Origin of the sequence: Pseudomonas sp. TWR2-1-1 (genome assembly GCF_049897045.1) — a bacterium.
Lineage (GTDB): Bacteria > Pseudomonadota > Gammaproteobacteria > Pseudomonadales > Pseudomonadaceae > Aquipseudomonas > Aquipseudomonas versuta.
Window position 1 is genome coordinate 605,556 of sequence record NZ_JAFCVM010000001.1, and the last position, 24,433, is coordinate 629,988.

The following is a 24,433-nucleotide window of genomic DNA, read 5'->3' on the forward strand; positions in this document are numbered from 1 at the left end:
TGGAACAATGCATGCCTTGTAGAGCCATGCTTGATCCAGGAGGTAGGGGTGCAGATTCAGGGTTTTCACGACCTTAAGTTCGAAGCAGTGCGTGAGGCTTTTGCCGATCTGTTCAGTGATCCGCAAGAGCGCGGTGCGGCACTGTGTATCCAGATCGGTGGTGAAACCGTGCTCGACCTGTGGGCCGGAACGGCTGACAAGGATGGCGAGCAGCCCTGGCACACCGATACCATCGCCAATCTGTTTTCCTGTACCAAAACCTTCACTGCCGTGACTGCATTGCAATTGGTGGAGGAAGGCAAGCTGGAGCTTGATGTGCCGGTAGCCCGGTACTGGCCGGAGTTCGCTGCTGCGGGCAAAGACGCGATCACATTACGTCAGTTGCTGAGCCATCGTGCCGGCTTGCCAGCCTTGCGTGAGTCAATGCCGGCGGCTGCCTTGTATGAATGGCAGACCATGGCGGATGCACTTGCTGCTGAAGCCCCGTGGTGGACGCCTGGCGAAGGGCACGGTTACGCCGCAATCACTTATGGCTGGTTGGTGGGCGAGTTGATTCGCCGGGCCGACGGGCGCAGTGCGGGCCAATCGATAATGGCGCGTACCGCCAGGCCTTTGGGGCTGGATTTTCATGTCGGGCTGGCGGATGAAGAGTTTTATCGGGTGGCCCATATCGCTCGCAGCAAGGGCACGATGGGCGATGCGGCAGCGCAGCGTCTGTTGAAAGCGATGATGAATGAACCCGCTTCAATCAGCACTCGGGCATTCACCAACCCACCGTCTATCATGACCAGTACCAATAAACCGGAGTGGCGCCGGATGGAGCAGCCAGCAGCCAATGGCCACGGCAATGCCAGGAGTCTGGCGGGTTTCTACAGCGGTTTGCTGGATGGCAGTTTGCTCGAAGCCGAAATGCTCGAGCAACTGACCCGCGAGCACAGTGTTGGGCCGGATAAAACCTTGTTGACCCAGACCCGCTTTGGGCTGGGCTGCATGCTGGATCAGCCGGATGTGGCCAACGCGACCTATGGCCTGGGGCCAAAGGCGTTTGGTCATCCAGGAGCGGGCGGGTCGATAGGTTTTGCCGACCCGGATAGGGATGTGGCTTTTGGATTTGTTACCAATACACTGGGACCTTATGTATTGATGGATCCTCGGGCGCAAAAGCTGGTGAAAGTCTTGGCACAGTGTCTATGACCGGGTTTTAGTAGGCCGTAGGTCGGAACCCTGTAGCTTTTATGCGTTCAATACGTTTTTTTATATGGGCATAGCGCCTTTTTATTCTTAATTCATTGTGTGGATATTCAATGTCATCTAATAAGACCCTCGCTCTGGCTCTTTGCCTGGCTATTACCGGTTGCGCACAAACTCCACAGAATGACGCCGCAGGTGGCCACAAATGGTGGCAGCTGGGCTCTTCCGACCAAGCGTCGACGCCTTCCGATAAAAGCGTTAGCGCACCTTCCAAGCCTGCAGACACTAAAGTAACTGCGCCGGCTGCCAAAGTCGCCGCAGCGCCTGCTCCTGCTTCCCATGCTGGTGCTCCAGTCGTGACCGAAGCCAAAGACAGCGGTTCCAGCTGGTGGCCATTTGGTTCTGACTCGGCCAAAAAAGATGCGCCGGCGGATAAAGACAAAGTTGTGGCCGCCGCGGTTGTGGCTCCGGCTGCGGCCTCTACCAAGAACTGGTGGTGGCCGTTTGGTAGCGATGCCAAAGATACCAAGGCCGCAACGGTCGGCGTGATTCCAATGCCGGACCCGAAAATCACTCAGGCCTGGCTGGACGAGTACGAACCTCGCCTGCGTGCAGCAATCAAGGACACCAACCTGCAACTGGAACGTCGCGAAAGCTTGCTGGTAATCGTGGCTTCGGCAGACAGCTCTTTCAAGGCGACGCGCCCGGATTTGTTGATGCCATCCATGCTTGGCCCGTTCACCCGTGTCGCTAAAGTGGTTGAAGGTGATCCCAAGACTGCCGTACTGGTACTGGGTCATGCGGATGCCACTGGCGCCATGGCTGCCAATACACGCTTGAGCCTGGATCGTGCCAAATCAGTAGCGGCGATCTTCCGTATGAGCGGTTTGCAAAGTAATCGCCTGACCCTGCGTGGCATGGGTTCGGTAATGCCACGTGCGGCTAACGACAGCAATGAAGGTCGTGCACTGAACCGCCGGGTTGAAATCCTGATGACGCCTCAAGCCACCATGGTCGCGTTGGTCAGCAAGTACAGCCAGCCTGCCTTGTCCCCTGCAGATCTGGTTGCGGTGCAACCGGCTGTTGCGCCATCGGCTATCAAAAAATCCGCTGCTCCTGCCAAAAAATCGGTTGTCGCTAAAAAAGGCACACCGGCTAAAAAAGCAGCGAAGCCTGCTCCAGCCAAAAAACCGGTAGTGGCCAAAGCGAACACCGCTAAAAAAGTGGTTGCTAACGATCAGGCCAAGAACTGATTGATTCAGGAAAGGATTGGGGCATGACTCAAGCGCTGGCAGATATGCGCCGTGATTACACCCGCGACGGGCTGGCCGAGGCTCAGGCCCCGGGCGAGCCTTTCGCGCTGTTTCACCAGTGGTTCAACGATGCGGTGAGCACCGAACAGCCACCGGTCGAGGCCAATGCCATGACCCTGGCAACGGTTGATGAGCAAGGTCGCCCGCACTGCCGGGTGCTCTTGCTTAAAGGGCTGGATGAACAGGGTTTTACCTTTTTCACCAACTACACCAGCGCCAAGGGGCAGCAACTGGCAGCACGTCCTTTTGCTGCCATGACCTTTTTCTGGCCAACCCTGGAGCGTCAGGTGCGTATCGAGGGCCGGGTGGTCAAGGTTTCGGCTAAAGAGTCCGATGCCTACTATCAGGTTCGCCCCTTGGGTAGCCGGATTGGTGCCTGGGCTTCGCCGCAAAGTCAGGTGATTGCTGACCGTGAAGCGTTGGCCGAGCTGCTTGAAGCGACAGAGTTGCGCTTCAGTGATACCCAGCCACACTGCCCTGAACACTGGGGCGGCTACCGGCTGTTGCCCGAGCGTATCGAGTTCTGGCAAGGCCGCCCAAGCCGTTTGCATGACCGGCTTAACTATCGTTTTGATGGTACTCGCTGGACCCGTGAACGGTTGGCGCCCTAACTTCGACAGCGGCTGATGGCATGCAATGCAAAACAGCAATTACACGCTACCCTTTACAGAAGTTTTTAGATGGCTATCAGTTCTGTCCAGGCTGTACAGGTGCTGAAGAAAGGCTGTTTATCTGCGCCGTGCGGTGACAGGCCCCCGGCAGCGGAGTTTAATGTTTCCCTGATCTTTTGGAGTTGATTCTATGCGTAAGTCCGTACTGTTAGTTGCTGCTTTTTCGACCATGACAGTTCTGTTGGGCGGCTGCACCTCAAGCTTGACCGGCGACACCTACTCGCGCGATGAAGCGCGCCGTGTACAAACCGTTCGCATGGGCACCATCGTTGCCTTGCGCCCGGTACAGATTGAAGGCACCAAGACACCAATCGGTGCTGCAACAGGTGCAGTTATCGGCGGTGTTGGCGGCAGCGCAATCGGCGGCGGTCGTGGCAGCATCGTAACCGCGGTAATCGGTGCAGTAGCCGGTGGCTTGCTGGGCTCGGCAGCCGAATCTGGCCTGACCAAGACCCAAGGTGTAGAAATCACCGTACGTGAAGACGACGGCAGCACCCGTGCCTATGTACAGCAAGTCGAGCCGAACCAGGTGTTCCGTACCGGCGAGCGTGTACGCATCATGACCGTTGACGGTACTAGCCGCGTTACCCAGTAAGTTTGTGCAACAGCGCTAAAAACAAAACCCCGGCCAGTGCGAACTGGCCGGGGTTTTTATTTATCTATGACATCCCGGTGGGAACTGGTTTGCCAGCCTGACCTACGCGCCGGTTTCATCGTCGGCAAGGCGGACTCCACTCAATCAGGCAGCCTGTTGCTTACGGCTAAAGAATGCCGTTACTGCGTAGCCAATCAGCGCTGCCAGAATTGAACCGGTCAGAATGCCCATACGGTCCATCCCCACGTAATCACTACTGCCCGACACAAATGCCAGCGAGCCCACGAACAGGCTCATGGTGAAACCTATACCGCACAGAATTGCTACGCCAAATAACTGGCCCCAGTTAGCGCCTGTGGGTAATGCTGCAAGGCCGGTTTTGATGACGATCCAGGTCAAGCCAAACACACCCACTGTTTTCCCGATCAGCAAGCCTGCGGCGATCCCTATCGGTACATGGTGAGTAAAGCTGTGCAGGTTTACGCCCGTCAGTGACACGCCGGCATTGGCGAACGCAAATAACGGCAAAATCCCGTAAGCCACCCAAGGGTGCAGCGCATGCTCGATGCCCATCAACGGGGATGGTTCGGAGTTCCGTGTCCGCAGTGGGATACAGAAGGCCAGGGTCACACCCGCCAGAGTGGCATGCACGCCACTTTTTAGTACGCAGACCCAGAGGATCAATCCGACAATCATGTACGGCGCGATCTTGACCACGCCCATGCGGTTCATCGCGATCAAAACCACCAGACAGGCAGCCGCCAGCATCAGTGAAACGCCTGACAGCTCGCTGGAGTAGAACACCGCAATCACAATGATTGCGCCCAGATCATCAATGATCGCCAGGGTCATCAGGAACAGCTTGAGCGACACCGGGACGCGCTTGCCAAGCAGGGCCAGTACGCCCAGGGCGAAGGCTATGTCAGTGGCCATGGGGATTGCCCAGCCGCCATGGGCGTCCGGGAAGTCTTTATTGATGTACCAGTAGATCAGTGCGGGCACTACCATGCCGCCGATGGCGGCTGCGCCGGGCAGTATCACCTGGGAAGGCCTGGACAGTTGTCCATCGAGCAATTCGCGTTTGACCTCCAGGCCAATCAGCAGGAAGAACAAGGCCATCAGACCATCGTTGATCCACAGCAGCGAAGGTTTGGCGATCTGCAAGGCACCGATCTGCACGGCCACCGGCACGTCAAGGAAGGCTGTGTAGTAGTGGGACAGCGGTGAGTTGTTGATGATTAATGCCAGAGCCGCAGCCGCAATCAATAACAGACCGCTGGCAGCTTCCAACTGAAAGAAACGAGTGAAAGTGCTACGCAGAAGCAAGGGGGCTCTCCATCGGGTGGTTATAGGGGGCAATACCCTAAATTGTGAGCATGGTTATTACTACAAAAGCCATATTAGCTTTTGTAATAAACAACCTTTTGATCTCACATCGACAAGGAGCCTAGCAGTTGCGTGTCAAACAGAGCGTATCGAGTCAGAACAGACTGCAGGAGTGTCATGCGAATCAAAGTCTGTAGCCGCTGCCTGAAGGTACAAGACCAGCCAGCAGCGGCTAAAAGATCAGGCTTCGATACCGAGAATATCGCGGGCCACTGCTTCGGCAATGCGGATGCCATCCACACCAGCCGATAGAATTCCACCGGCATAACCTGCGCCTTCGCCAGCCGGGAACAGCCCTTTGACATTCAGGCTCTGCATCGACCCGTCGCGGGTCATGCGCAGTGGCGATGACGTGCGAGTTTCGATCCCGGTGAGGATCGCGTCATGCATCGAGAAACCTTTGATCTGTTTCTCGAAGGCCGGCAAGGCTTCGCGGATGGCTTCAATGGCGTAGTCCGGCAACGCCAGGGCCAAATCACCCAGGGACACGCCCGGCTTGTAGGAAGGTTCAACACTGCCCAGTGCCGTCGACGGCTTGCCGGCAATAAAGTCGCCAACCAATTGCGCCGGTGCTTCGTAGTTGCTGCCGCCTAACACATAGGCGTGAGCCTCCAGACGCTCTTGCAACTCGATACCGGCCAATGGTCCACCCGGATAGTCCTCGGGGGTAATGCCGACCACGATGCCTGAGTTGGCATTGCGTTCATTACGCGAGTACTGGCTCATGCCGTTGGTCACGACGCGGCCAGGTTCGCTGGTGGCTGCGACTACGGTGCCGCCCGGGCACATGCAGAAGCTGTAGACCGAGCGGCCGTTTTTGGCGTGATGGACCAGTTTGTAATCGGCGGCACCCAGTTTCGGGTGACCGGCGTATTTGCCCAGGCGTGCGCTATCGATCAACGATTGCGGGTGTTCGATACGGAAACCCACCGAGAAAGGTTTGGCCTCCATGTACACACCACGGTCGTGGAGCATGCGGAATGTGTCACGGGCGCTGTGGCCCAGGGCCATGATCACGTGGCGTGATTTCAGTTGCTCGCCATCGGCCAGCACCACACCGGTCAATTGTCCGTCATCGATCAAAACGTCGGTCACGCGCTGTTGAAAACGCACCTCACCGCCAAGCGCCTCAATTTGCTGGCGCATGTTTTCGACGACGCCGGTCAGACGGAACGTCCCGATGTGCGGTTTGCTGACATAGAGGATTTCTTCTGGCGCACCGGCTTTGACAAACTCGTGCAGCACCTTGCGACCATGGTGTTTCGGGTCTTTGATCTGGCTGTAGAGCTTGCCGTCCGAGAACGTACCGGCACCGCCTTCGCCAAACTGCACGTTTGACTCCGGGTTCAGGACGTTTTTGCGCCATAGGCCCCAAGTGTCTTTTGTGCGCTGGCGAACTTCAGTGCCGCGCTCAAGAATGATCGGCTTGAAGCCCATTTGTGCCAGCAGCAATCCAGCAAAAATACCGCAGGGTCCAAAGCCGACCACAATCGGGCGTTCGTTCAGGTCTTGGGGGGCCTGTCCGACCACTTTGTAGCTGATGTCCGGCGCAGGATTGACGTTGCGATCATCCGAGAACTTGATCAACAGTGGCGCTTCGTCGCGCACGCTCAGATCGATGGTGTAGATGAAGCACAATTCGGAGGTTTTTTTGCGCGCATCGTAGCTGCGCTTGAACAAGGTGAAATCGAGCAGGTCATCGCTGGCGATGCCCAGGCGCTGCAGGATGGCAGGGCGCAGGTCTTCTTCGGGATGGTCGATCGGCAACTTGAGTTCGGTAATTCGTAACATGACAGTGTCCAATATAGGGGCCAGGCAAACCCCGGCAGCCTTAACGCGAACCGGCGATTATAAGCTGCCTGGAGGTCAGACCGTCAGCAACATTCGTCGTTTAGTCGTTACGTGCGCCACCGAAGTAACCACAACCACGCTGTACCTGACCATTGACCCGAAGTTCTGCACCCAGGTGCTGGATGCTGCCGTTGGCGCTGTCAGTGCAACGTTGAGGGGCCACCCACAGTTCGATGTGTTGATTGTTGGCCTCTGTGGACAGGGAAAAGCGACCGTTACCGACTTGTTCTTCAACAAAAGGCAGGGCCAGTTCAGGCTGGCCATCGCGTTTGAGCATCATGCCCTTGGCACCTGCCTGAACTTCCCAAGCGGGACCGTTACCGTTGGCGTGTACCGTCATTTGTTTGAAGTTGGGGTCCTGGCAGGCTGAGCTGCTGCGCTCCAGGCGATACAGTTGTTGCAACTGAACTTCGCCATCAGTGCCGGGCACTTTGGCGCTGGTAAAGCTGCCGCGAATGTCGGCGAACAACTTGCCTGGCTTGTCAGGCATATCCGCAGCGTCTTGCACCAGCGTAGTGCTGGCGCTGTCACGCACCACATAGCGCTGTTGTCCGACGCACGGTTGAAAAACCAGCTGGCCATTGGCCGAGACCAGCTCTCCCTGCAAGCGTGTCAAGCCGGCGTTGCTGTCAGCGGGTTTACTGTTGAACATTTGGCAGCCCGCGAAAACGGGCAGCAGAGCGAACAAAACCAAGGAACGAGCAGCACGCATCATTGAGACTCCTGACTAGTGCCGCCACGTTACTTAGGCGCGAAGTGCCGCACAAGGGGCGATCTTTTTTTTGGCCGGGGACTTCCTGCCGTAGCGAGCTTGCCCGCAATCTTTTGATCGGCAAAGCTCGTTCCTGCCGGAGGGGACTCGTCGGTCAACCCACCTGATAGGTTTGTCCTGTGTGCAGGCCTTCGACACTTTTGGCGTAGGCCAATGCAACGTCCGCCGCGGCTACCGACTTGAATCCACGGAAGTACGGCGCATATTTCCCCATGGCTTCGGTCAGCACGGTAGGACTCACCGAGTTCACCCGCAGCCCGCGTGGCAGTTCGATGGCTGCGGCTTTTACGAATCCATCCAGCGCGGCGTTCACCAGAGCTGCCGAGCTGCCAGTGCGAATCGGCTCGCGGTTGATGACGCCGCTGGTAAAGGTGAACGAAGCGCCGTCGTTAGCAAATTCACGACCGATCAGCAGCAAATTGACCTGGCCCATCAGTTTGTCCTGCAAGCCCAGGGCGAAGTCCTTTTCGCTCATCTCGCCCAGTGCGACGAAGTTGACGTTGCCTGCCGCGCAGATCAGGGCGTCGAAACGCCCGGTTTGTTCAAACAGGTTTCGAATCGAGGCGCTGTCGCTGATATCCACCTGAAAATCGCCACTTTTGCGGCCAACACGCACGATTTCATGGCGGGGTGACAACTCGCGATCAATGGCTGAACCAATGGTGCCCGTTGCGCCGATCAACAGAATCTTCATTCCCAAGTTCCTACAGTGATGAGGTGTGGGTTGAGTCTAGTGCTGGTTTTTTAAAGCGATAAGCGCACTAATAGGCAACCTTTGGTTTTCATATGGAAACAATCGATGAGCGAAATGGATGACCTGGCGGCGTTCGCAGTGTTGATCGATGCCGGTAGTTTTACGTTGGCGGCGCAGCAGTTGGGCTGTAGCAAGGGGCAGTTGTCCAAACGTATCAGCCAGCTTGAAGCCCAGTTTTCGGTGGTGTTGCTGCACCGCACCACCAGGCGCCTGAGCTTGACCGCCGCCGGTTCTGCGTTATTGCCACAAGCCCGGGCGCTGGTGGTACAGGTGGAGCATGCACGTCAGGCGCTGGCCCGGCTCAAGGACGACATGGCGGGCCCGGTGCGTATGACCGTACCCGTGTCGCTGGGCGAAACGTTTTTTGATGCACTGCTGCTGGAGTTCTCCCGCGATTACCCGCAGGTGCAGATTGAACTTGAACTCAATAACAGCTATCGCGATATGGCCCGGGACGGCTTTGACCTGGCTATCCGCTCACAAGTGGGCAATCACGAGCGGCTGGTGGCCAAGCCCGTTCTGAACTGGCACGAGATCACTTGCGCCAGCCCTGCCTACCTTGAGCAACACGGCGAGCCGAGTACGCCGCAGCAATTGGTCGAGCATCAGTGTTTGCTCAACAGTCATTACAGTGGTCGCGAGGAGTGGCTGTACCACCGCCAGCATGAGCTGCATCGGGTGCGGGTATCGGGGCCGTTTGCCAGTAATCATTACAGTCTGCTGAAAAAGGCCGCCGTGATAGGTGCGGGTATCGCCCGCCTGCCTTCTTACATGCTCCAGGCCGAATTGGCGGATGGGCGTTTACGCGGGCTGCTGCGCGATTATCAAACCCGAAGCAATCCGATGTATTTGGTGCACCCTTATCAGGGCGGGCTGCCCAGACGCACGCAGGTTCTGGCCGATTATCTAGTGGGCTGGTTCCGGCGTAGCGGTGAGGCAATAGACCTGCTTTAGCAAAAGCGCCGGGCAATCAGATGGTCAATTGAGAGCGTGCCCGGACCTCTGGCCATCAGATACAAAAGAATTGCGATCCAGGTGCCGTGGGTCGGGTAAGCATCGGGGTAGACGAAAAACTGAATGGTCAGCGTCATCCCTAGCAGGGCCAGCGCCGAAAAGCGGGTAGCGAAACCCAGCAGGATCAGCACCGGGAACAGGTGTTCGCTGACAGTCGCTGCATATGCAGCCACCTCAGGAGACAGCAGTGGAAGCGGGTATTCGTTGTGGAACAGGTACACCGTGGATCCGGCCAAGTGCGGGATGCCGAACTGAAACGTGCCGCCAACCAAATCGATAGAAAAACCTTCGACTTTGGTCTGGCCTGATTTCCAGAATACGGCGGCAATGGAAAAGCGGGCGATAAAAGCTATCAAACTTTGGGGGATGCGTTTCATGAGTCCAACTGCATACTCGACCCCACGGCGTAGCAAGCATGAAGTTGCGGCGGTGGTGTTCATGGCGAAATCTCTGGGGGCAGGGATAAATCAGTGATGGCGCCATGTGCAATCAGCAGCGCCAGGGCCTTGCTCAAGTCAAAATAAGGATCGACGTGCAGGGCGTGTTCAGCAGCAGGCCCCAAGGCATAACCGCCCTGCAGATGGTTGATAAAGGCCGTGTAACCCGGTCTGACTGCAAACACCTCTACGGACAATCCGTAACGCAGCACCACCGTGCTTTGTGGGAGGTTCAGGTCAAATCCATGGCACTGCCCTTCGCTTTGATGTGTGGCCCATAAGTCGGCTACGGCGTAAGGGGAGTCCAGGGTTGCTACGCTGGGGTGCAGTTGCAGGTGCAATTGCTCGAGACTTTCTGGAACGTGGAGCATCTGCGCCAGTGCCTGCGGGTTCACTGCGCTGGCGTCTGCTGCGTGATAGGCGTCCACGCACAAACGTTCCAGACGTGCGATATCGGCCAGGTAGGGCAGGCTACTGGCGGGAGCAAAATTGCTAATGAAGTCGGCCAAGCGGATGCCGTAGGTACTCATGACCGGATTGTCGGGCGGGCTGTGTTTAATGAATAAGCGTGCCATTTCCTGGAAAAAATCTTTGCCCACCAGCATGGACACAACGGGGTAGCTGAATGCCAGCGCATTGATTAACCCTCTTTGAACATTGTTGCGATACACCGCGAAACGGCTCTCAACGTGCCCGTTACGGGATACCACCCCTCCGGGGCATGGCTGTTGCGAGTCAAGTACGGCTGAGCTGAATACTTCTTGTAGTTTCATGGCTGCACCTGAGCCGTCAGCAGGTAACTGTCAGCGAGCCGGGCTTGCGCAAGGAGCTCGCTGAACACGGGCAGTTGATTGTCGCGCTCGATCAAAGTAGCCACAGGGCCAATACATTCCAGCACCTGTTGATACAGCGCCCACACAGCTTGGTCGACGGGTGCTCCATGACTGTCGATCAACAAGCGCTGTCCGGATTTATCGACATCTTCTGCAAAACCAGCCAGATGAAGCTCGCTCACCGCGTGCAAGGGCAGTGCGTTGATGTAGGCCAAGGGATCGCGGCCATGGTTTACGCAGGTAACGTAGACATTGTTCACATCCAGTAACAGGCCACAGCCACTACGGGTAATGACTTCGTGAATAAAGCTGGCTTCGTCGAAATGAGCTTGGTCGAACTCGATATAGGTCGCGGGATTTTCGAGCAGTATTTGGCGCTGTAGTGTGTTTTGCACCTGGTCTATATGGTTGCAGACTCGCTCTAGCGTGCTCGCGTCATAGCGTAAAGGCAGTAAGTCGTTGAGAAAGTACGGCCCGTGGCTGGACCAGGCCAGGTGTTCTGAAAACATCTTGGGCTGGTAGCGCGCAAGCAATGTTTTCAAACGTTGCAGGTGCTCAATATTGAGTGGGGTTTCGCTGCCAATTGACAGGCCGACTCCATGGATGGACAACGGGTAGCGCTCACTGATCAGACCCAGATAATGATGAAAAGGGCCTCCTGCCACCATGTAGTTTTCGGCATGTACTTCAAAGAACCCGACGTCAGGCAGGGTCTGCAGTACTTCCTTAAAGTGTTCGGCCTTGAGCCCCAGCCCCGCACGCGGCGGGAGCAGGGGCGAATGAGGCGCGATGAGCGAAGCAGTTGAACTGTTCATCATCAGGACTCAAGGGAGGAGATCAGGATTTGGCCGTGAAGGCTGTCAGTTGGCCGAAGCCGGTAGGTGAGGTACTGCTGGCGGTTTTATTGCAGGTACCTTTGGGGACGAGTTTCCAGGCATTAGCCTGGTAGTCGGTTTTAGCGGTGCCCGCGCAGGTGGTGCCAGCACCTGCTGCACAATCGTTTTGGCCTTTCAAGGCAACCCCGAAACACTTATCCATATCACCCGCAGCCCGGGCGGGCAAAGCGGCAACAGTCAAGGCAGAACCAAGTGCGAGAGCCAGGGCAGCGGTGCAAAGAGTGCGGCTGGTGTTGTTGTTCATGGTGAATCTCCAGGGGGGATTTGGTAAGGCTGCAGCGGATTGCTGCCGGCTTATTCCACTAGAGAGGGGAGGCGGGGGTTTGTTACAGGCGACTAAATAAAATTTCGATTTATCAAGGGTTGTTGATCTTCGGTGGTGACACGCGAACCGAAGGGATGACAGCCCACGTGGAGCCATGCAGCCTTCGTTAACGCCAATTAAAAACGGCCCCGAAGGGCCGTTCCATGTCGCAGGCAGTATCAGCCGCCCAGATAGGCATCACGTACTTTTGGATCGTTGAGCAATTGCTCTCCGGTGCCTTGCATCACTACACGGCCGTTTTCCAGCACGTAGGCGCGGTCAGCAATTTTCAGCGCCTGATTGGCGTTTTGTTCCACCAGAAACACGGTCACGCCCTCATCGCGCAGTTGTTCAATAATATCGAAAATCTGCTGAATGATGATCGGGGCAAGCCCCAGTGATGGCTCGTCTAGCAACAACAACTTGGGCTTACTCATTAGCGCCCGGCCAATCGCAAGCATTTGCTGCTCGCCACCGGACATGGTGCCACCCCTTTGGTTGAAGCGTTCCTTCAGGCGCGGGAACAGGTGCAAGACCTTGTCCATTTGCTCCTGATATTCGTGCTTCTCAGTAAAGAACCCGCCCATGGCGAGGTTTTCTTCCACGGTCAGACGGGCAAATACCCGCCGACCTTCCGGCACCACGGCAATGCTTTTGCGCATGATTTGCGCAGAGCTCAACCCGACCAGCTCTTCGCCCAGGTAGCGGATGCTGCCGCTGTGTGCCTGGGGCGAGCCGCACAGAGTCATCATCAAGGTCGATTTACCCGCGCCGTTGGCACCGATCAGGGTCACGATCTCGCCCTGACGCACCTCGACATTCACGCCGTGCAGCGCCTGGATCTTGCCGTAGAAGGTAGAGACGTTTTCAAATTGCAGCATTTACGCTTCCCCCAGATAGGCTTTGATCACTTCAGGGTTATCGCGGATCTGCTCCGGGGTCCCGTCGGCCAAAGGTGTGCCCTGATTGATCACCACGATATGGTCAGAAATGCTCATGACCAGTTTCATGTCGTGTTCAATCAACAGCACCGTGGCGTTGTGCTCGTTGCGCAAAACGCTGATCAGCGCCTTGAGGTCTTCGGTTTCTTTGGGGTTAAGCCCGGCTGCAGGTTCGTCGAGCATGAGGATGCGCGGACGCGTCATCATGCAGCGGGCGATTTCCAGGCGTCGTTGCTGGCCGTAGGCAAGGGTCCCCGCCGGGCGGTTGGCAAACTCGGTCAGGTTGACCTTGTCCAGCCAATACGCTGCGTAGTCCATGGCATCGCGCTCGCTTTTACGGAACGCCGGGGTTTTGAACAGGCCTGCCAGGAAGTTGGTGTTGAGGTGGCGATGCTGGGCAATCAACAGGTTTTCAACCGCGGTCATGTCCTTGAACAGGCGCACGTTCTGGAAGGTGCGCACTACGCCCTTGCGGGCAATTTCATGACCTGCCAGCCCTTCAATGGGTTCGCCATCCAGCAGGATGCTGCCCGACGATGGCTTGTAGAAACCGGTCAGGCAGTTGAACACCGTGGTTTTGCCGGCGCCGTTAGGGCCGATCATTGACACTACCTGTTTTTCCTTGACGGTCAGCGCAACGCCGTTCACCGCCAACAAGCCGCCGAAGCGCATGCACAGGCCACTGACTTTCAGTATCTCGCGGCTCATTTTCGCAGCTCCAGATGAGGACGTTGCATTGGCAGCAGTCCTTGTGGACGCCAGATCATCATCAGCACCATCAGGGCGCCGAACAACAGCATCCGGTACTCACTGAAATCACGCATCATTTCCGGCAGCAGGATCATGACCACGGCAGCCAGAATCACGCCCAGTTGCGAGCCCATGCCCCCCAATACCACGATGGCCAGAATGATCGCCGACTCGAGGAAGGTGAACGACTCCGGGGTCACCAGGCCCTGGCGAGCGGCAAAGAAACTGCCGGCAAAGCCTGCAAAGGTGGCACCCAGGGTAAAGGCCGAAAGCTTGATGATGGTCGGATTCAAGCCCAGCGCACGGCAGGCAATTTCGTCTTCACGCAGGGCTTCCCACGCACGACCGATCGGCATGCGCAGCAGACGGTTGATCACGAACAGTACGATAAGCACCAGTACCAGCGCGATCAGGTAAAGGAAAATCACCTTGTTGATCGAGTTGTAAGCGATGCCAAAGTATTCGTGAAACGTCTGCACGCCTTCGGCTGCGGTTCTGTCGAAGCTCAGGCCGAAGAGCGTCGGCTTCGGAATGTTGCTGATGCCGTTTGGCCCGCCGGTGATGTCTGTCAGGTTACGCAGGAACAGACGGATGATTTCACCAAAGCCCAGGGTCACGATGGCCAGATAGTCACCGCGCAGGCGCAAGACCGGGAAGCCAAGCAGGAAGCCAAAAGTGGCAGCCATCAAGCCGGCCAGCGGCAAGCAGATCCAGAAGCTCAGGCCGAAGTAGTGCGCCAGCAATGCATAGGTGTAGGCACCCACGGCATAGAAGCCCACGTAACCCAGGTCGAGCAGGCCGGCCAGGCCAACCACGATGTTCAGGCCAAGGCCCAGCATCACGTAGATCAGGATCAGCGTGGCAATGTCTACTGCACCCCGTGAACCATAGAACGGCCAGATCAGGGCAACGACCACCAGACCGAGAATGATCCAGCGTTGTGTGCTGGGCAGGGTCAGGAACTCAGTGGCTTTGGACGGTACTTTTGGCATGTTGGGCGAAGCCTTCCACGCCTCGCTCAGTTGCTGGTTGAACAACACGCGCACAAACATCAGCAGCGAACAGATCGCGATCACGCTCAGCGTAAAGGTGCTGGTGTTGTGAACTTCGATGTTGATCCCGACGATAGTCAGTTTCAGACCGAGTACCGGGTAGGCGACGGCCCAGACCAACAGGGCGCTGAAGAACGCCGATTTAAGATTTCTAGTCATACTTTTTCAATCTCCGGACGTCCCAGAATGCCGGTCGGACGGAACAGCAGTACCAATACGAGAAGGCCGAAAGCCACCACGTCTTTGTACTGGTCGCCAAAAATATCGGCACCAAAGGCTTCAGCCACACCGAGCACCAGCCCACCGAGCATTGCGCCGGGGATACTGCCGATCCCGCCCAATACTGCAGCAGTGAAGGCTTTAAGCCCCACAAGGAAGCCTGAACCGGGGTTGATCACACCGTACTGCACACTGATCAGTACGGCTGCAACGGCTGCCAGTGCGGCGCCGATCACAAACGTCAGGGCAATCACGTTGTTGGTGTTGATGCCCAGCAGGTTGGCCATCTTCATGTCTTCGGCGCAGGCGCGGCAGGCGCGACCCAGGCGTGAACGGGAGATGAACAGGGTCAGGCCGAGCATTGCCAGGAGAGTGACGACGAAGACGACGATTTGCATGTAGGAGACAACGACTTCGCTAGCCCCCCCCGGACCGAATGTGAAACCGCCAGGGATCAGGTTAGGGATCGATTTGTCTTTCGAGTCTTGGGACAACAGCACCATGTTTTGCAGGAAGATCGACATGCCGATGGCAGAAATCAAGGGGATCAGGCGATTACTGCCACGCAGAGGACGGTAAGCCACCCGTTCAATGCTGTAGCCATATGCACTGGTGACCACGATGCTGGCGATAAACGCCCCGGTCAGCAGTAATGGCACGCTGTCCAGACCCATCATGGTCAGGCCGGCGATGGCGATAAACGCAATATAGGAACCAATCATGTACACCTCGCCGTGGGCGAAGTTGATCATTCCAATAATGCCGTAGACCATCGTATAGCCGATGGCGATCAGGGCATACGTGCTGCCAACGTTGAGGCCGTTAACCAGCATTTGGAAGAAGTGATAGATGTCAGGCATTACAAAGCTCCTAAAAACCTGAGACGCATTTCACTGGTGGAGTCATTTTCCGGCCTGGGCTGCAGGGGTTTTTACCCGCTTTGAGCGCAAGTCTTCTGCCAGCGAACCGCTGGTGACGGTTTTAAAGATTTTCAGGTGGGCAGACTTTCGGATCACGAAAGTGCGGCCCCTTTTCTGTGAACCTAAGGTTCGTAAAACAAAGCCCACTGCTTGCGCAGTGGGCTTTGTTATCAGATCAAGAACCGCTACTTACTGAGGGCTAACCTCTGTTTTAGGCTTGCCGAAGTGCCATTCATAGACCACGAACTTGAAGTTCTTCAGGTCGCCTTTGTCATCAAAGGTCAGGTCGCCCATCGGGGTCTTGAATGTCCCGTCATGGATGGCTTTGGCCACTTTTGCAGTGTCTTCGCTTTTGGCTTGTTCAATACCCTGGGCAATGACTTCAACTGCGGTGTAGGCAGGGAATACAAACGGACCAGTCGGGTCTTTTTTGTCTGCGACGAACTTCGCTACCAGTGCCTTGTTTTCAGGCTGTTGGTCGAATGCTTGTGGCAGGGTCACCAGCAAACCTTCGGAAGCGCCTTGGGCGATTTGCGAGATGGAGTCGTTACCCACACCTTCCGGGCCCATGAACTTGGCGTTCAGGCCTTTTTCCTTGGCCTGGCGCAGGATCAGGCCCAGCTCAGGGTGGTAGCCGCCGTAGTAAACGAAGTCGACATTGGCCTGCTTGAGTTTGGCAATGACGGCAGCGAAGTCTTTATCGCCAGCATTGACGCCTTCGAAGACAGCGACTTTGACGCCTTTCTTTTCCAGAGTCTGTTTTACAGCGGTGGCGATGCCTTCACCGTACTGCTGCTTGTCGTGCAGGACAGCGACAACTTTCGGTTTGACGTGATCGGCGATGTAGTTACCGGCTGCAGGGCCTTGAGCGCTATCCAGACCGATGGTGCGGAAGATGTTCTTGTAACCACGGGCGGTGATTTCCGGCGCGGTAGCGGCGGGGGTAATCATGATGATGCCTTCGTCTTCGTAGATGTCCGAAGGAGGCTGGGTGGAGCTGGAGCACAGGTGACCGACTACAAATTTGACGCCGTCGTTGACGATTTTGTTGGCTACGGCAACCGCTTGTTTTGGATCGCAGGCATCGTCGTATTCTTTGGCTTCAAGCAGGAGCTTTTTGCCGTCGACGTCTACTCCGCCTTTGGCGTTGATGTCTGCGATAGCTTGTTTGGCGCCGGTAAACTGCATGTCGCCATACTGAGTTACAGGGCCGGTTTTAGGGCCCGCAATACCGATCTTGATGGTGTCTGCTGCAAACGAATGGCTGGCAACCCCGGCCAAAACCATAGCGGCAAACAATTTGGTAATTTGCTTAGTAGCCATCTCTATTGGTGCTCCACTCTTCTGTTGTAATTTTTATAGTCCTGGAAGCCAAGGCAGCCGGACCGGGTGTTTTCTAGCGAAATTCCCGGCCAATCCCCCCTGCAACTGTACCGGTACAGTGTAGAGCGCCGGTTTAGCGCTTGAATAGCGTGTATCCGAGGGAAAAAGCAGGAAATGTCGCCTAAACGAAAGAAAGAGACAGAATGGCGGCGGAATATACTGATGTTTTTTATCAGAATGTTGCCAGCTCAGCCTTGCTGTCCTTGTCTCCTTCCGCTTTCTTGGCGCCTGTACCTTTATTCGGGTTTTTCTACCGGGTGAGCGGCGCTATCATTGCGCCGATTTTTTACCAGGTGAATCCCATGAACCAAGAACCTAGCACCCTCTATGCCAAGCTGCTTGGCGAGACCTCAACAATTGAATGGCAAGCGTTGCAGCCGTTCTTCGCCAAAGGCGATCTGTTGTGGGTTGATCCTGCACTGGACCTGATCGAAGCGGCGCAGGCGGTGACTCAGGATGATGCAGAGAAAGTGGCCGGCTGGATGGCATCCGGAGTGCTTGGCAAGATGACTGAGGCGCAGGCGCTAGACGTTCTTGAACGTGACCCGCAGTTGTGGGCAGTGGTTGTTTCGCCTTGGGTTATGGTCCAGGAAAGGGCAGGAAATTAATTTCGCGCACCAAATAAGAGCGTTTTAGCCCTGGCTGATTTCGGCCGTGAGTGTGTAGGGCAGTAACTCGCCCCGGCATAGTGGCCAGTTGCCGTAGAGAAAAGCCACAGTCTGCGCTGTGGCTTTTTTTTGTCTGCAGACAGCCCCTGACCTACTGGCCCGAAAGTTGAAGTGTCGCGTAACCGGGCTCAGACAGCGGGCGCCGGTTCAGCTCCTCTAGCAACTCGTGCAGGGCCTCAAAAGGCACCGGGCGGCTTAGCAGGAAACCCTGGATATAGTCGCAGCCGTACTGGCTCAGGAATTCGAATTGCTGATGGGTCTCAACCCCTTCGGTAACGACCTGTAAATGCAGTGTATGGGCCATGACGATAATGGCCTGGACGATTTCCATGTCCTGGCTGGAGGCCGGGACTTCCTGAATAAATGAACGATCGATTTTTAACGTGTTGAGAGGCAAGCGCTTTAAATAGGCGAGGGATGAATACCCGGTGCCGAAGTCATCAATTGACAGCGATACGCCAAGGGCGCGGATTTGACGAAGCAGTTGCGAGGTAGTGTTGATATTACCCATCAGTGCGTTTTCTGTGACTTCCAGTTCCAGTCGATACGGGGCAATGCCGGATGTTCGCAGGGCATTTTCAATTTCGTCGGCCAGCTCTACTCGTCCAAGATTCAGTGCCGAGCAATTTACCGCGACCCCTAGTTGCTGCCAGCCCAAGTGGGATAAGGCGGCCAGGTCCTGGCAGGCTTTGCGTAACACCCAGTGATCCAGTTCGGCGATAAGTCCGTTGGCTTCGGCGATACCGATAAAACGGTCCGGGGCGAGCAAGCCATGCTCGGGATGCTGCCAGCGGACCAAGGCTTCGAGCTTGGCGACGCGGCCCGTTTTAAGATCAAAGATGGGCTGGTAATGCACAAGTAATCCAGCACCATCCACTAGCGCATTACGCAGTTCTTCCTCTAACTGAAGTTCCAGTGACGCACGGGCTTTCAGGTTCGAGCTAAAAAAGGTCAGGCCGTTACGACCATTACCTTTGGATTGGTAGAGCGCCAGATCCGCGTGTTTGAGCAATTCGGTGCTGGTGGTGCCATCGTCCGGAAATACGCTGATACCGATGCTGGTGGTCATTACCATGCGTCTGCCGGCCAATTCGATAGGCTCCTTGAGTTTGTGCATGATGCGCTGGGCCATGGTCTGTGCTTCATCACGGTGTTTGAGGCCGACCAAAATGCAGAACTCATCGCCGCCGAATCGTGCGACCACATCATCATGGCTGCGGGTGGCGCTTTTGATTTGAGTTGCGATGGTCTTGAGCAGCTGGTCCCCGGCATCGTGGCCCAGGCTGTCGTTGATGCGCTTGAAGTGATCGATGTCGAGAAACATCACCGCCAGCTTGCCGTTCTGTGCGGTGTGTTCAATCAGCTTTTCGGCAAAGATCTGGTTAAAGCCGCGCCGGTTGATCAGGTTGGTCAATGGGTCGTAATGCGCTACTTGCTGCAAGGACATACGGGCCTGATCAAGCTGGGAGAGCAGGGCGTTGACCCGTTTCAGGTCATGCTCTTTGTGCTGCAGTTTCTTGTCCACCAGCGCTGCGCTGATGCTGCAGCCAATCAGTAACAGGCTGATCAGGGCCACCATCAAGGCCAATTGCCAGTGGTTGTTTTCAATCAGCACCTGGCTGGTTTCTCCAGTCGGCGAGTAGAGGTGCATCCCCCACATGCCGATGAAGTGCACGCCCATCAGAGCGGCGCCTGCAACAACGCTGATGGCGCCGATGCAAAGCTGGTGGGACACGCCACTGGCTGAACGCAGGCAAGAGGTCATCAACAGCGCGCCATAGCTTGCCGCGATTGCCGTCAGCAATGAAAGAGCGATCAATAGCGGTTGGTAATGCGTCAGATGGTTGGAATGCATGGCCGACATGCCGACATAGTGCATGCTGCAAATACCCACCCCAAAAACCAGCGCCGAGAGTTGCAGCCGAGTACGGGTGGACGCTGGGCGATTGAGGATTTGCATGGCAATCAGGGCGCCAATCCATGCAACGAGCAGCGAGACGATGGTGATGCCAAGGTCGTAGTGAGTCTCGGACCGGGATTCAAACGCCAGCATACTGATGAAGTGCATGGCCCAGATACCGCCCGCCAGGCAGCTGGCCCCAAGCCATCGCCATACGTTTTTGGCGACTGTTTTTTCGCCATTGGCGGCACGTTCAACCATGTGCAGTACAGCTAAAACAGCTGCACAGGCCACCAGCCAAGCGAGAAATACCAAATACGGGTTATGACTGCTGTTAAGCAGTTGTTGTCCGTTATCCAGGTGCGGAGCAAAAAACTGCAAGCCCAGCCATTCCATCGCGCGCCTCGGCACTGAGTCCAGATTTGCTAGTCGTCAGGCGCTAGCTCGGTCTCAAGTATAGAAGCTGGATTTTAGGGTGCAGCAGTGATGGCAAGATGATGCTTATCATTTTGTTATTAGGGGAACAGTCGTTATTCCCGTTAACGTTATATCCGCATAAGCCCCGTCTCGCAGTAACGATCACAAGGCTTAAGCACGTTGAGTGGCGATGCTATCGCTACACAGGGATTGAAGCGTTAATAAACCCGCTTGCGTTGCGCAAGCGGGTTTTTCAATCAGCCAGCGACCAATACACGAATTGCTTCAAGGCGCAGGGCCGCTTTCTCAAGCATGGCCAGGCTTTGTTCGCGTTGCTTGCGCAAGGCAACCAGTTCGCTGTCACGCACGCTCGGGTTAACCGCTTGCAGGGCGGTCAGGCGTGCCAGTTCTTCTTCTGTGTCGGCGGCCAGGCGGCGCTGTGCTTCGGCCACACGTTCTGCGTGGCGTGGCGCAATCTTGGCTTCACCGGCGTTGATCTTCGGCGTGAGGTTGTCACGCTGCGCCTGAATGAACTTGTTGGCGCTGGCGCGAGGCACGCTTTCCAGCTGTTCGTTCAGGGTTTCGAAAGCCACCCGTGATGACAGGTCGTTGCCGTTGGCATCGAGCAGGCAGCGCAGGGCGGCAGGCGGCAGGTAACGGCCCAATTGCAGCGCCCGCGGGGCAACCACTTCGCTGACGTAAATCAGCTCGAGCAGTACGGTCCCGGGCTTGAGTGCCTTGTTTTTAATCAGTGCGACCGCGGTGTTGCCCATCGACCCCGACAAAACCAGATCCATGCCGCCTTGCACCATGGGGTGTTCCCAGGTGATGAACTGCATGTCTTCGCGCGACAGCGCCTGGTTGCGGTCGTAGGTGATGGTCACGCCTTCGTCGTCGCCAAGCGGGAAGCTGGCGTCGAGCATTTTCTCGCTCGGTTTGAGGATCAGGGCGTTTTCCGAATGGTCTTCGCTGTCGATGCCAAAGGCGTTGAACAGGGTTTCCATGTAGATCGGCAAGGTGAATTGATCATCTTGTTCAAGGATCGCTTCGACCAGTGCTTCGCCTTCGCCCGAACCACCGGAGTTCAGCTCCAGCAAACGGTCGCGGCCAGTGTGCAGTTCCTGCTCGAGACGTTCACGCTCGGCACGGGCCTCGTCGATCAATGCTTGCCACTCTTCATCGTCCGCTGCTTCAAGCAACGGCAGCAGGCGTGGACCAAACTTGTGTTGCAGTGCGTTGCCGGTCGGGCAGGTATTGAGGAAGGCGTTCAGCGCTTCGTGGTACCACTGGAACAGGCGCTGTTGCGGGCTGGTCTCAAGGTACGGCACATGGACTTCGATAACGTGCTTCTGGCCGATCCGGTCCAGACGGCCGATCCGCTGTTCGAGCAAGTCCGGGTGGGACGGCAGATCGAACAGTACCAAATGATGAGCAAACTGGAAGTTGCGACCTTCACTGCCGATTTCCGAGCAGATCAGCACCTGGGCACCGAACTCTTCATCAGCGAAGTAGGCTGCTGCACGATCGCGCTCGAGAATATTCATGCCTTCGTGGAAGACCGTTGCAGGAATGCCGGAACGTACGCGCAGGGCGTCTTCCAGATCCATAGCGGTCTCAGCGTGGGCACAGATCACCAGCACTTTCGTGCGTTTGAGCATCTTCAGTGTGTCGGTAAGCCACTCGACCCGGGGGTCAAAGCGCCACCAGCGTTCTTCTTCGCTGGCGTCCGGCTGGGCCTGGAAGCTGACTTCGGGGTAGAGCTCGGCATGTTCGCCCAGTGGCAACTCAAGGTATTCGTCCGGGCACGGCAGCGGGTAGGCATGCAGCTTGCGCTCCGGGAAGCCCTGAATGGCTGCGCGGGTGTTACGGAACAGGACGCGGCCGGTGCCATGGCGGTCGAGCAGTTCGCGTACCAGACGTGCGCTGGCTTGAGCATCACCGTCGTTAACGGCGGCCAGCAAGGTATCACCCTCGGCGCCGAGGAAGCCGTGAATGGTTTTGTGTGCTTCAGGTGACAGGCGGCCTTTATCCAGCAGTTCCTGTACAGCCTGAGCAACCGGACGATAGTTCTCGCTCTCGGCACGGAAAGCGGCCAGATCGTGGAAGCGGTTGGGGTCGAGCAGGCGCAAACGGGCGAAGTGGCTGTCCTGGCCTAGTTGCTCCGGAGTTGCAGTCAGCAGCAGTACGCCCGGGATCACTTCTGCAAGCTGCTCAATCAAGGCGTACTCAGGGCTGACCTGATCTTCGTGCCACACCAGGTGATGCGCTTCGTCGACCACCAGCAAGTCCCAATCTGCTGCAAACAGCGCGTCTTGAGCCTTGGTGTCGTCTACCAGCCATTCCAGCGCAACCAGCGCCAGTTGGGTATCTTCAAACGGGTTGCTGGCATCGCTTTCGATGAAGCGCTCTTCGTCAAATAGTGCGACTTCAAGGTTGAAACGCCGGCGCATCTCTACCAGCCATTGGTGCTGCAGGTTCTCCGGCACCACGATCAGTACGCGACTGGCGCGGCCGCTGAGCAATTGGCGGTGAATCACCAGGCCGGCTTCGATGGTTTTACCCAAACCTACTTCGTCAGCCAGCAAGACCCGTGGCGCGATACGGTCGGCCACTTCGCGGGCAATGTGCAATTGGTGGGCAATGGGTTGCGCCCGAACGCCGCCCAAACCCCATAGTGGCGATTGCAGCTGGCGGCTGGTGTGTTCGAGGGTGTGATAACGCAACGAGAACCAGGACAGCGGGTCGATCTGACCTGCGAACAGACGGTCACTGGCCAGGCGGAACTGGATGAAGTTCGACAGCTGGGTTTCTGGCAGGGTTACAGGCTCGTTTTGCTCGTTAAGCCCGTGGTAAACCATCAGGCCGTCGGCATCGTCGACTTCGCGAACCGTCATCTTCCAGCCTTCGAAGTGGATGATGGTGTCACCCGGCGAGAACCGTACGCGCGTGAGCGGTGCGTTGCGCAGCGAATATTGGCGGGTTTCGCCAGTGGCCGGATAGAGCACGGTTAACAAGCGACCGTCCTGTGCCAGAACGGTGCCTAAACCTAGCTCTGCTTCGCTGTCACTAATCCAGCGTTGCCCCGGTTGATACTGCTGCGCCATGCTGCCTGACTCCCGCTTCGAAAAAGCCGAGTATATTAACGGAACACTGGCCTCAGTCCAAAGGACTCTCATAAAAAGCTGTCCGGCTTTACTTGGACCGGCAGTTGTTTTCGATGAGTGGCTCGCGTCGATCAAACATCAGGAACAGGAGAACAATCGCCATGTTGCCGCCCATCCTGCCTTTGAGTGTTGTGCCCGTGACCTCTCAACAAGATCCGCCGAGGCCACGCCCGGACATTCCGCCGGTAGCCCCTGCGCAGCCAAGCGCTGGTGACAGTACGATCAATCCTGGTCATCAAGACAGCGAGCAGGCCACGCTGTTGTTGCGCGAAGAGCAACAGCGACAGCACGACAAGCGTCGTAGAGAGGCTTTGGAGCGGGCGGGTGTCAATGAACAGGACCCTCAAAGCCCGGAACCGGACTTGCCCCCGGTCGATGGAACCCAGCGTCAGGGTGTGTGGATTGATATAAAGGTTTAAGTCGATTTTCTCTGGTAAAAGGGAGGCATCGCGTCGCACTATTGGCCTATTGCCTGAGACCTCTGCGGTCTGCAGCGCACCGAATTAAACACAGACAGTGACCTGATTGCGCTATGAGCCAAGACAACAAACTGGTGGACCTGGGTGCCGAGCGCGCCAAGCGGGCACACGACCTCAAAGAAAAGAAGCTGAACGAAGTACGACAGGCCTTCGAGCAAGCAATGCCATTGGCAAAAAGTAAAAAAAAGCCGAAGAACAAACCTAAAAAGCGCTGAACAGCGGCGTTTTAGATGATCTGAGTCAAATATCCCCTCCAAGTCGCTACGCCCGTGGATCACTATTGATCCCGGTCAAGTTATGCGCCTGCGCGTCTGGTTAACCTAGCTTCAACACACACAGACACGCAGGAGGCCGTCATGTTTCTCGATAATGTGGTTATCGCCGGAGTATTTACCGTCGGTCTCATGGTGCTGTTTTTCGCGGGTCTGGGCATTTTTATCTGGAAAGACTCCCAAAAGCGCAAATAGCGCGGGTCTTTCCGGGGTACGAGCACGCAAGGCATTTTGGGCGACTTCGGTCGCCT

Annotated in this window: 24 protein-coding genes; 9 read left to right on the forward strand and 15 right to left on the reverse strand. The window is 56.5% G+C overall.

Annotated elements, in window-relative coordinates; all coding sequences use genetic code 11:
* The first annotated feature begins 48 nt into the window (after positions 1-48).
* The 4 genes from ACP7BO_RS02905 to ACP7BO_RS02920 all read left to right on the forward strand — a co-directional run bounded on the left by ACP7BO_RS02905 (position 49) and on the right by ACP7BO_RS02920 (position 3,770).
* On the forward strand, positions 49-1,194 hold the full coding sequence (locus ACP7BO_RS02905) for a serine hydrolase domain-containing protein (RefSeq protein WP_397457192.1): 1,146 nt from the start codon (positions 49-51) through the stop codon (positions 1,192-1,194).
* Between the two features lie 110 nt (positions 1,195-1,304).
* A complete protein-coding gene (locus tag ACP7BO_RS02910) occupies positions 1,305-2,444 on the forward strand; it encodes an OmpA family protein (RefSeq protein ID WP_060690917.1) in 1,140 nt (379 codons plus the stop codon).
* Positions 2,445-2,467: 23 nt separating this feature from the next.
* Complete coding sequence (pdxH, locus tag ACP7BO_RS02915) at positions 2,468-3,115, forward strand: pyridoxamine 5'-phosphate oxidase (RefSeq protein ID WP_426208531.1); 648 nt, start codon at positions 2,468-2,470, stop codon at positions 3,113-3,115.
* Positions 3,116-3,305: 190 nt separating this feature from the next.
* Positions 3,306-3,770 (forward strand): glycine zipper 2TM domain-containing protein, encoded by a 465-nt coding sequence (locus tag ACP7BO_RS02920; protein WP_003443142.1) that lies wholly within the window; start codon positions 3,306-3,308, stop codon positions 3,768-3,770.
* 144 nt (positions 3,771-3,914) lie between these two features.
* On the opposite strand, the gene nhaA is transcribed toward ACP7BO_RS02920, so the two are convergent.
* From nhaA to ACP7BO_RS02940, 4 genes are all read right to left on the reverse strand, one after another.
* Positions 3,915-5,096, reverse strand: coding sequence for a Na+/H+ antiporter NhaA (gene nhaA / locus ACP7BO_RS02925; RefSeq protein ID WP_397455881.1), 1,182 nt, complete (start codon positions 5,094-5,096; stop codon positions 3,915-3,917).
* Positions 5,097-5,336: 240 nt separating this feature from the next.
* A complete protein-coding gene (locus ACP7BO_RS02930; RefSeq protein ID WP_397455882.1) occupies positions 5,337-6,947 on the reverse strand; it encodes an NAD(P)/FAD-dependent oxidoreductase in 1,611 nt (536 codons plus the stop codon).
* A gap of 100 nt (positions 6,948-7,047) precedes the next feature.
* Positions 7,048-7,719, reverse strand: coding sequence for a COG3650 family protein (locus ACP7BO_RS02935; RefSeq protein WP_060696846.1), 672 nt, complete (start codon positions 7,717-7,719; stop codon positions 7,048-7,050).
* Between the two features lie 154 nt (positions 7,720-7,873).
* Positions 7,874-8,473, reverse strand: coding sequence for a short chain dehydrogenase (locus ACP7BO_RS02940; protein WP_060690921.1), 600 nt, complete (start codon positions 8,471-8,473; stop codon positions 7,874-7,876).
* 105 nt (positions 8,474-8,578) lie between these two features.
* Here ACP7BO_RS02940 and ACP7BO_RS02945 point away from each other — a divergent pair, with 105 nt between their 5' ends.
* Positions 8,579-9,487: a LysR family transcriptional regulator gene (locus ACP7BO_RS02945; RefSeq protein ID WP_426208535.1), complete on the forward strand. Its 909-nt coding sequence runs from the start codon at positions 8,579-8,581 to the stop codon at positions 9,485-9,487.
* On the opposite strand, the gene ACP7BO_RS02950 is transcribed toward ACP7BO_RS02945, so the two are convergent.
* The 9 genes from ACP7BO_RS02950 to ACP7BO_RS02990 all read right to left on the reverse strand — a co-directional run bounded on the left by ACP7BO_RS02950 (position 9,484) and on the right by ACP7BO_RS02990 (position 17,228).
* A complete protein-coding gene (locus ACP7BO_RS02950; RefSeq protein ID WP_426208537.1) occupies positions 9,484-9,987 on the reverse strand; it encodes a DoxX family protein in 504 nt (167 codons plus the stop codon). The genes ACP7BO_RS02945 and ACP7BO_RS02950 overlap by 4 nt on opposite strands.
* Positions 9,984-10,757: a putative DNA-binding domain-containing protein gene (locus ACP7BO_RS02955; RefSeq protein ID WP_426208539.1), complete on the reverse strand. Its 774-nt coding sequence runs from the start codon at positions 10,755-10,757 to the stop codon at positions 9,984-9,986. Before ACP7BO_RS02955 ends, ACP7BO_RS02950 begins: the two co-directional genes overlap by 4 nt.
* Entirely contained in the window at positions 10,754-11,632 is an 879-nt protein-coding gene (locus ACP7BO_RS02960; RefSeq protein ID WP_426208541.1) for a DUF692 domain-containing protein, read from the reverse strand. The genes ACP7BO_RS02955 and ACP7BO_RS02960 overlap by 4 nt, the downstream gene beginning before the upstream one ends.
* Positions 11,633-11,654: 22 nt before the next feature.
* Positions 11,655-11,957, reverse strand: a complete 303-nt coding sequence (locus ACP7BO_RS02965) for a BufA1 family periplasmic bufferin-type metallophore (protein ID WP_060690926.1) — start codon at positions 11,955-11,957, stop codon at positions 11,655-11,657.
* A 239-nt stretch (positions 11,958-12,196) separates the two neighbouring features.
* On the reverse strand, positions 12,197-12,898 hold the full coding sequence (locus ACP7BO_RS02970; RefSeq protein WP_060690927.1) for an ABC transporter ATP-binding protein: 702 nt from the start codon (positions 12,896-12,898) through the stop codon (positions 12,197-12,199).
* Positions 12,899-13,666, reverse strand: a complete 768-nt coding sequence (gene livG, locus ACP7BO_RS02975; protein WP_003443113.1) for a high-affinity branched-chain amino acid ABC transporter ATP-binding protein LivG — start codon at positions 13,664-13,666, stop codon at positions 12,899-12,901. It abuts the gene before it with no gap.
* The gene (locus tag ACP7BO_RS02980; protein WP_426208543.1) at positions 13,663-14,919 is read right to left on the reverse strand and encodes a high-affinity branched-chain amino acid ABC transporter permease LivM; all 1,257 of its coding nucleotides are present in this window, start codon (positions 14,917-14,919) and stop codon (positions 13,663-13,665) included. The genes livG and ACP7BO_RS02980 overlap by 4 nt, the downstream gene beginning before the upstream one ends.
* Positions 14,916-15,839: a high-affinity branched-chain amino acid ABC transporter permease LivH gene (gene livH, locus ACP7BO_RS02985; protein ID WP_003443109.1), complete on the reverse strand. Its 924-nt coding sequence runs from the start codon at positions 15,837-15,839 to the stop codon at positions 14,916-14,918. The genes ACP7BO_RS02980 and livH overlap by 4 nt, the downstream gene beginning before the upstream one ends.
* Positions 15,840-16,088: 249 nt before the next feature.
* Entirely contained in the window at positions 16,089-17,228 is a 1,140-nt protein-coding gene (locus tag ACP7BO_RS02990) for a branched-chain amino acid ABC transporter substrate-binding protein (RefSeq protein WP_269465023.1), read from the reverse strand.
* A gap of 356 nt (positions 17,229-17,584) precedes the next feature.
* Between ACP7BO_RS02990 and ACP7BO_RS02995 the strand changes: the two genes are divergently transcribed.
* Complete coding sequence (locus ACP7BO_RS02995; RefSeq protein WP_060696847.1) at positions 17,585-17,890, forward strand: DUF2288 domain-containing protein; 306 nt, start codon at positions 17,585-17,587, stop codon at positions 17,888-17,890.
* Positions 17,891-18,041: 151 nt separating this feature from the next.
* Here ACP7BO_RS02995 and ACP7BO_RS03000 read toward each other — a convergent pair whose 3' ends face one another.
* On the reverse strand, positions 18,042-20,246 hold the full coding sequence (locus ACP7BO_RS03000) for a putative bifunctional diguanylate cyclase/phosphodiesterase (RefSeq protein ID WP_426208545.1): 2,205 nt from the start codon (positions 20,244-20,246) through the stop codon (positions 18,042-18,044).
* Between the two features lie 278 nt (positions 20,247-20,524).
* On the reverse strand, positions 20,525-23,371 hold the full coding sequence (rapA, locus tag ACP7BO_RS03005) for an RNA polymerase-associated protein RapA (RefSeq protein WP_397455888.1): 2,847 nt from the start codon (positions 23,369-23,371) through the stop codon (positions 20,525-20,527).
* 161 nt (positions 23,372-23,532) lie between these two features.
* On the opposite strand from rapA, the gene ACP7BO_RS03010 reads away from it, so the two are divergent.
* The 3 genes from ACP7BO_RS03010 to ccoM all read left to right on the forward strand — a co-directional run bounded on the left by ACP7BO_RS03010 (position 23,533) and on the right by ccoM (position 24,377).
* Positions 23,533-23,850 (forward strand): aspartate-semialdehyde dehydrogenase, encoded by a 318-nt coding sequence (locus ACP7BO_RS03010; RefSeq protein WP_426208547.1) that lies wholly within the window; start codon positions 23,533-23,535, stop codon positions 23,848-23,850.
* Positions 23,851-23,963: 113 nt separating this feature from the next.
* Positions 23,964-24,125, forward strand: coding sequence for a hypothetical protein (locus ACP7BO_RS03015; RefSeq protein WP_397455890.1), 162 nt, complete (start codon positions 23,964-23,966; stop codon positions 24,123-24,125).
* Positions 24,126-24,266: 141 nt separating this feature from the next.
* Positions 24,267-24,377 (forward strand): cytochrome c oxidase subunit CcoM, encoded by a 111-nt coding sequence (ccoM, locus tag ACP7BO_RS03020; protein ID WP_060690933.1) that lies wholly within the window; start codon positions 24,267-24,269, stop codon positions 24,375-24,377.
* The last annotated feature ends 56 nt before the right edge of the window (positions 24,378-24,433 follow it).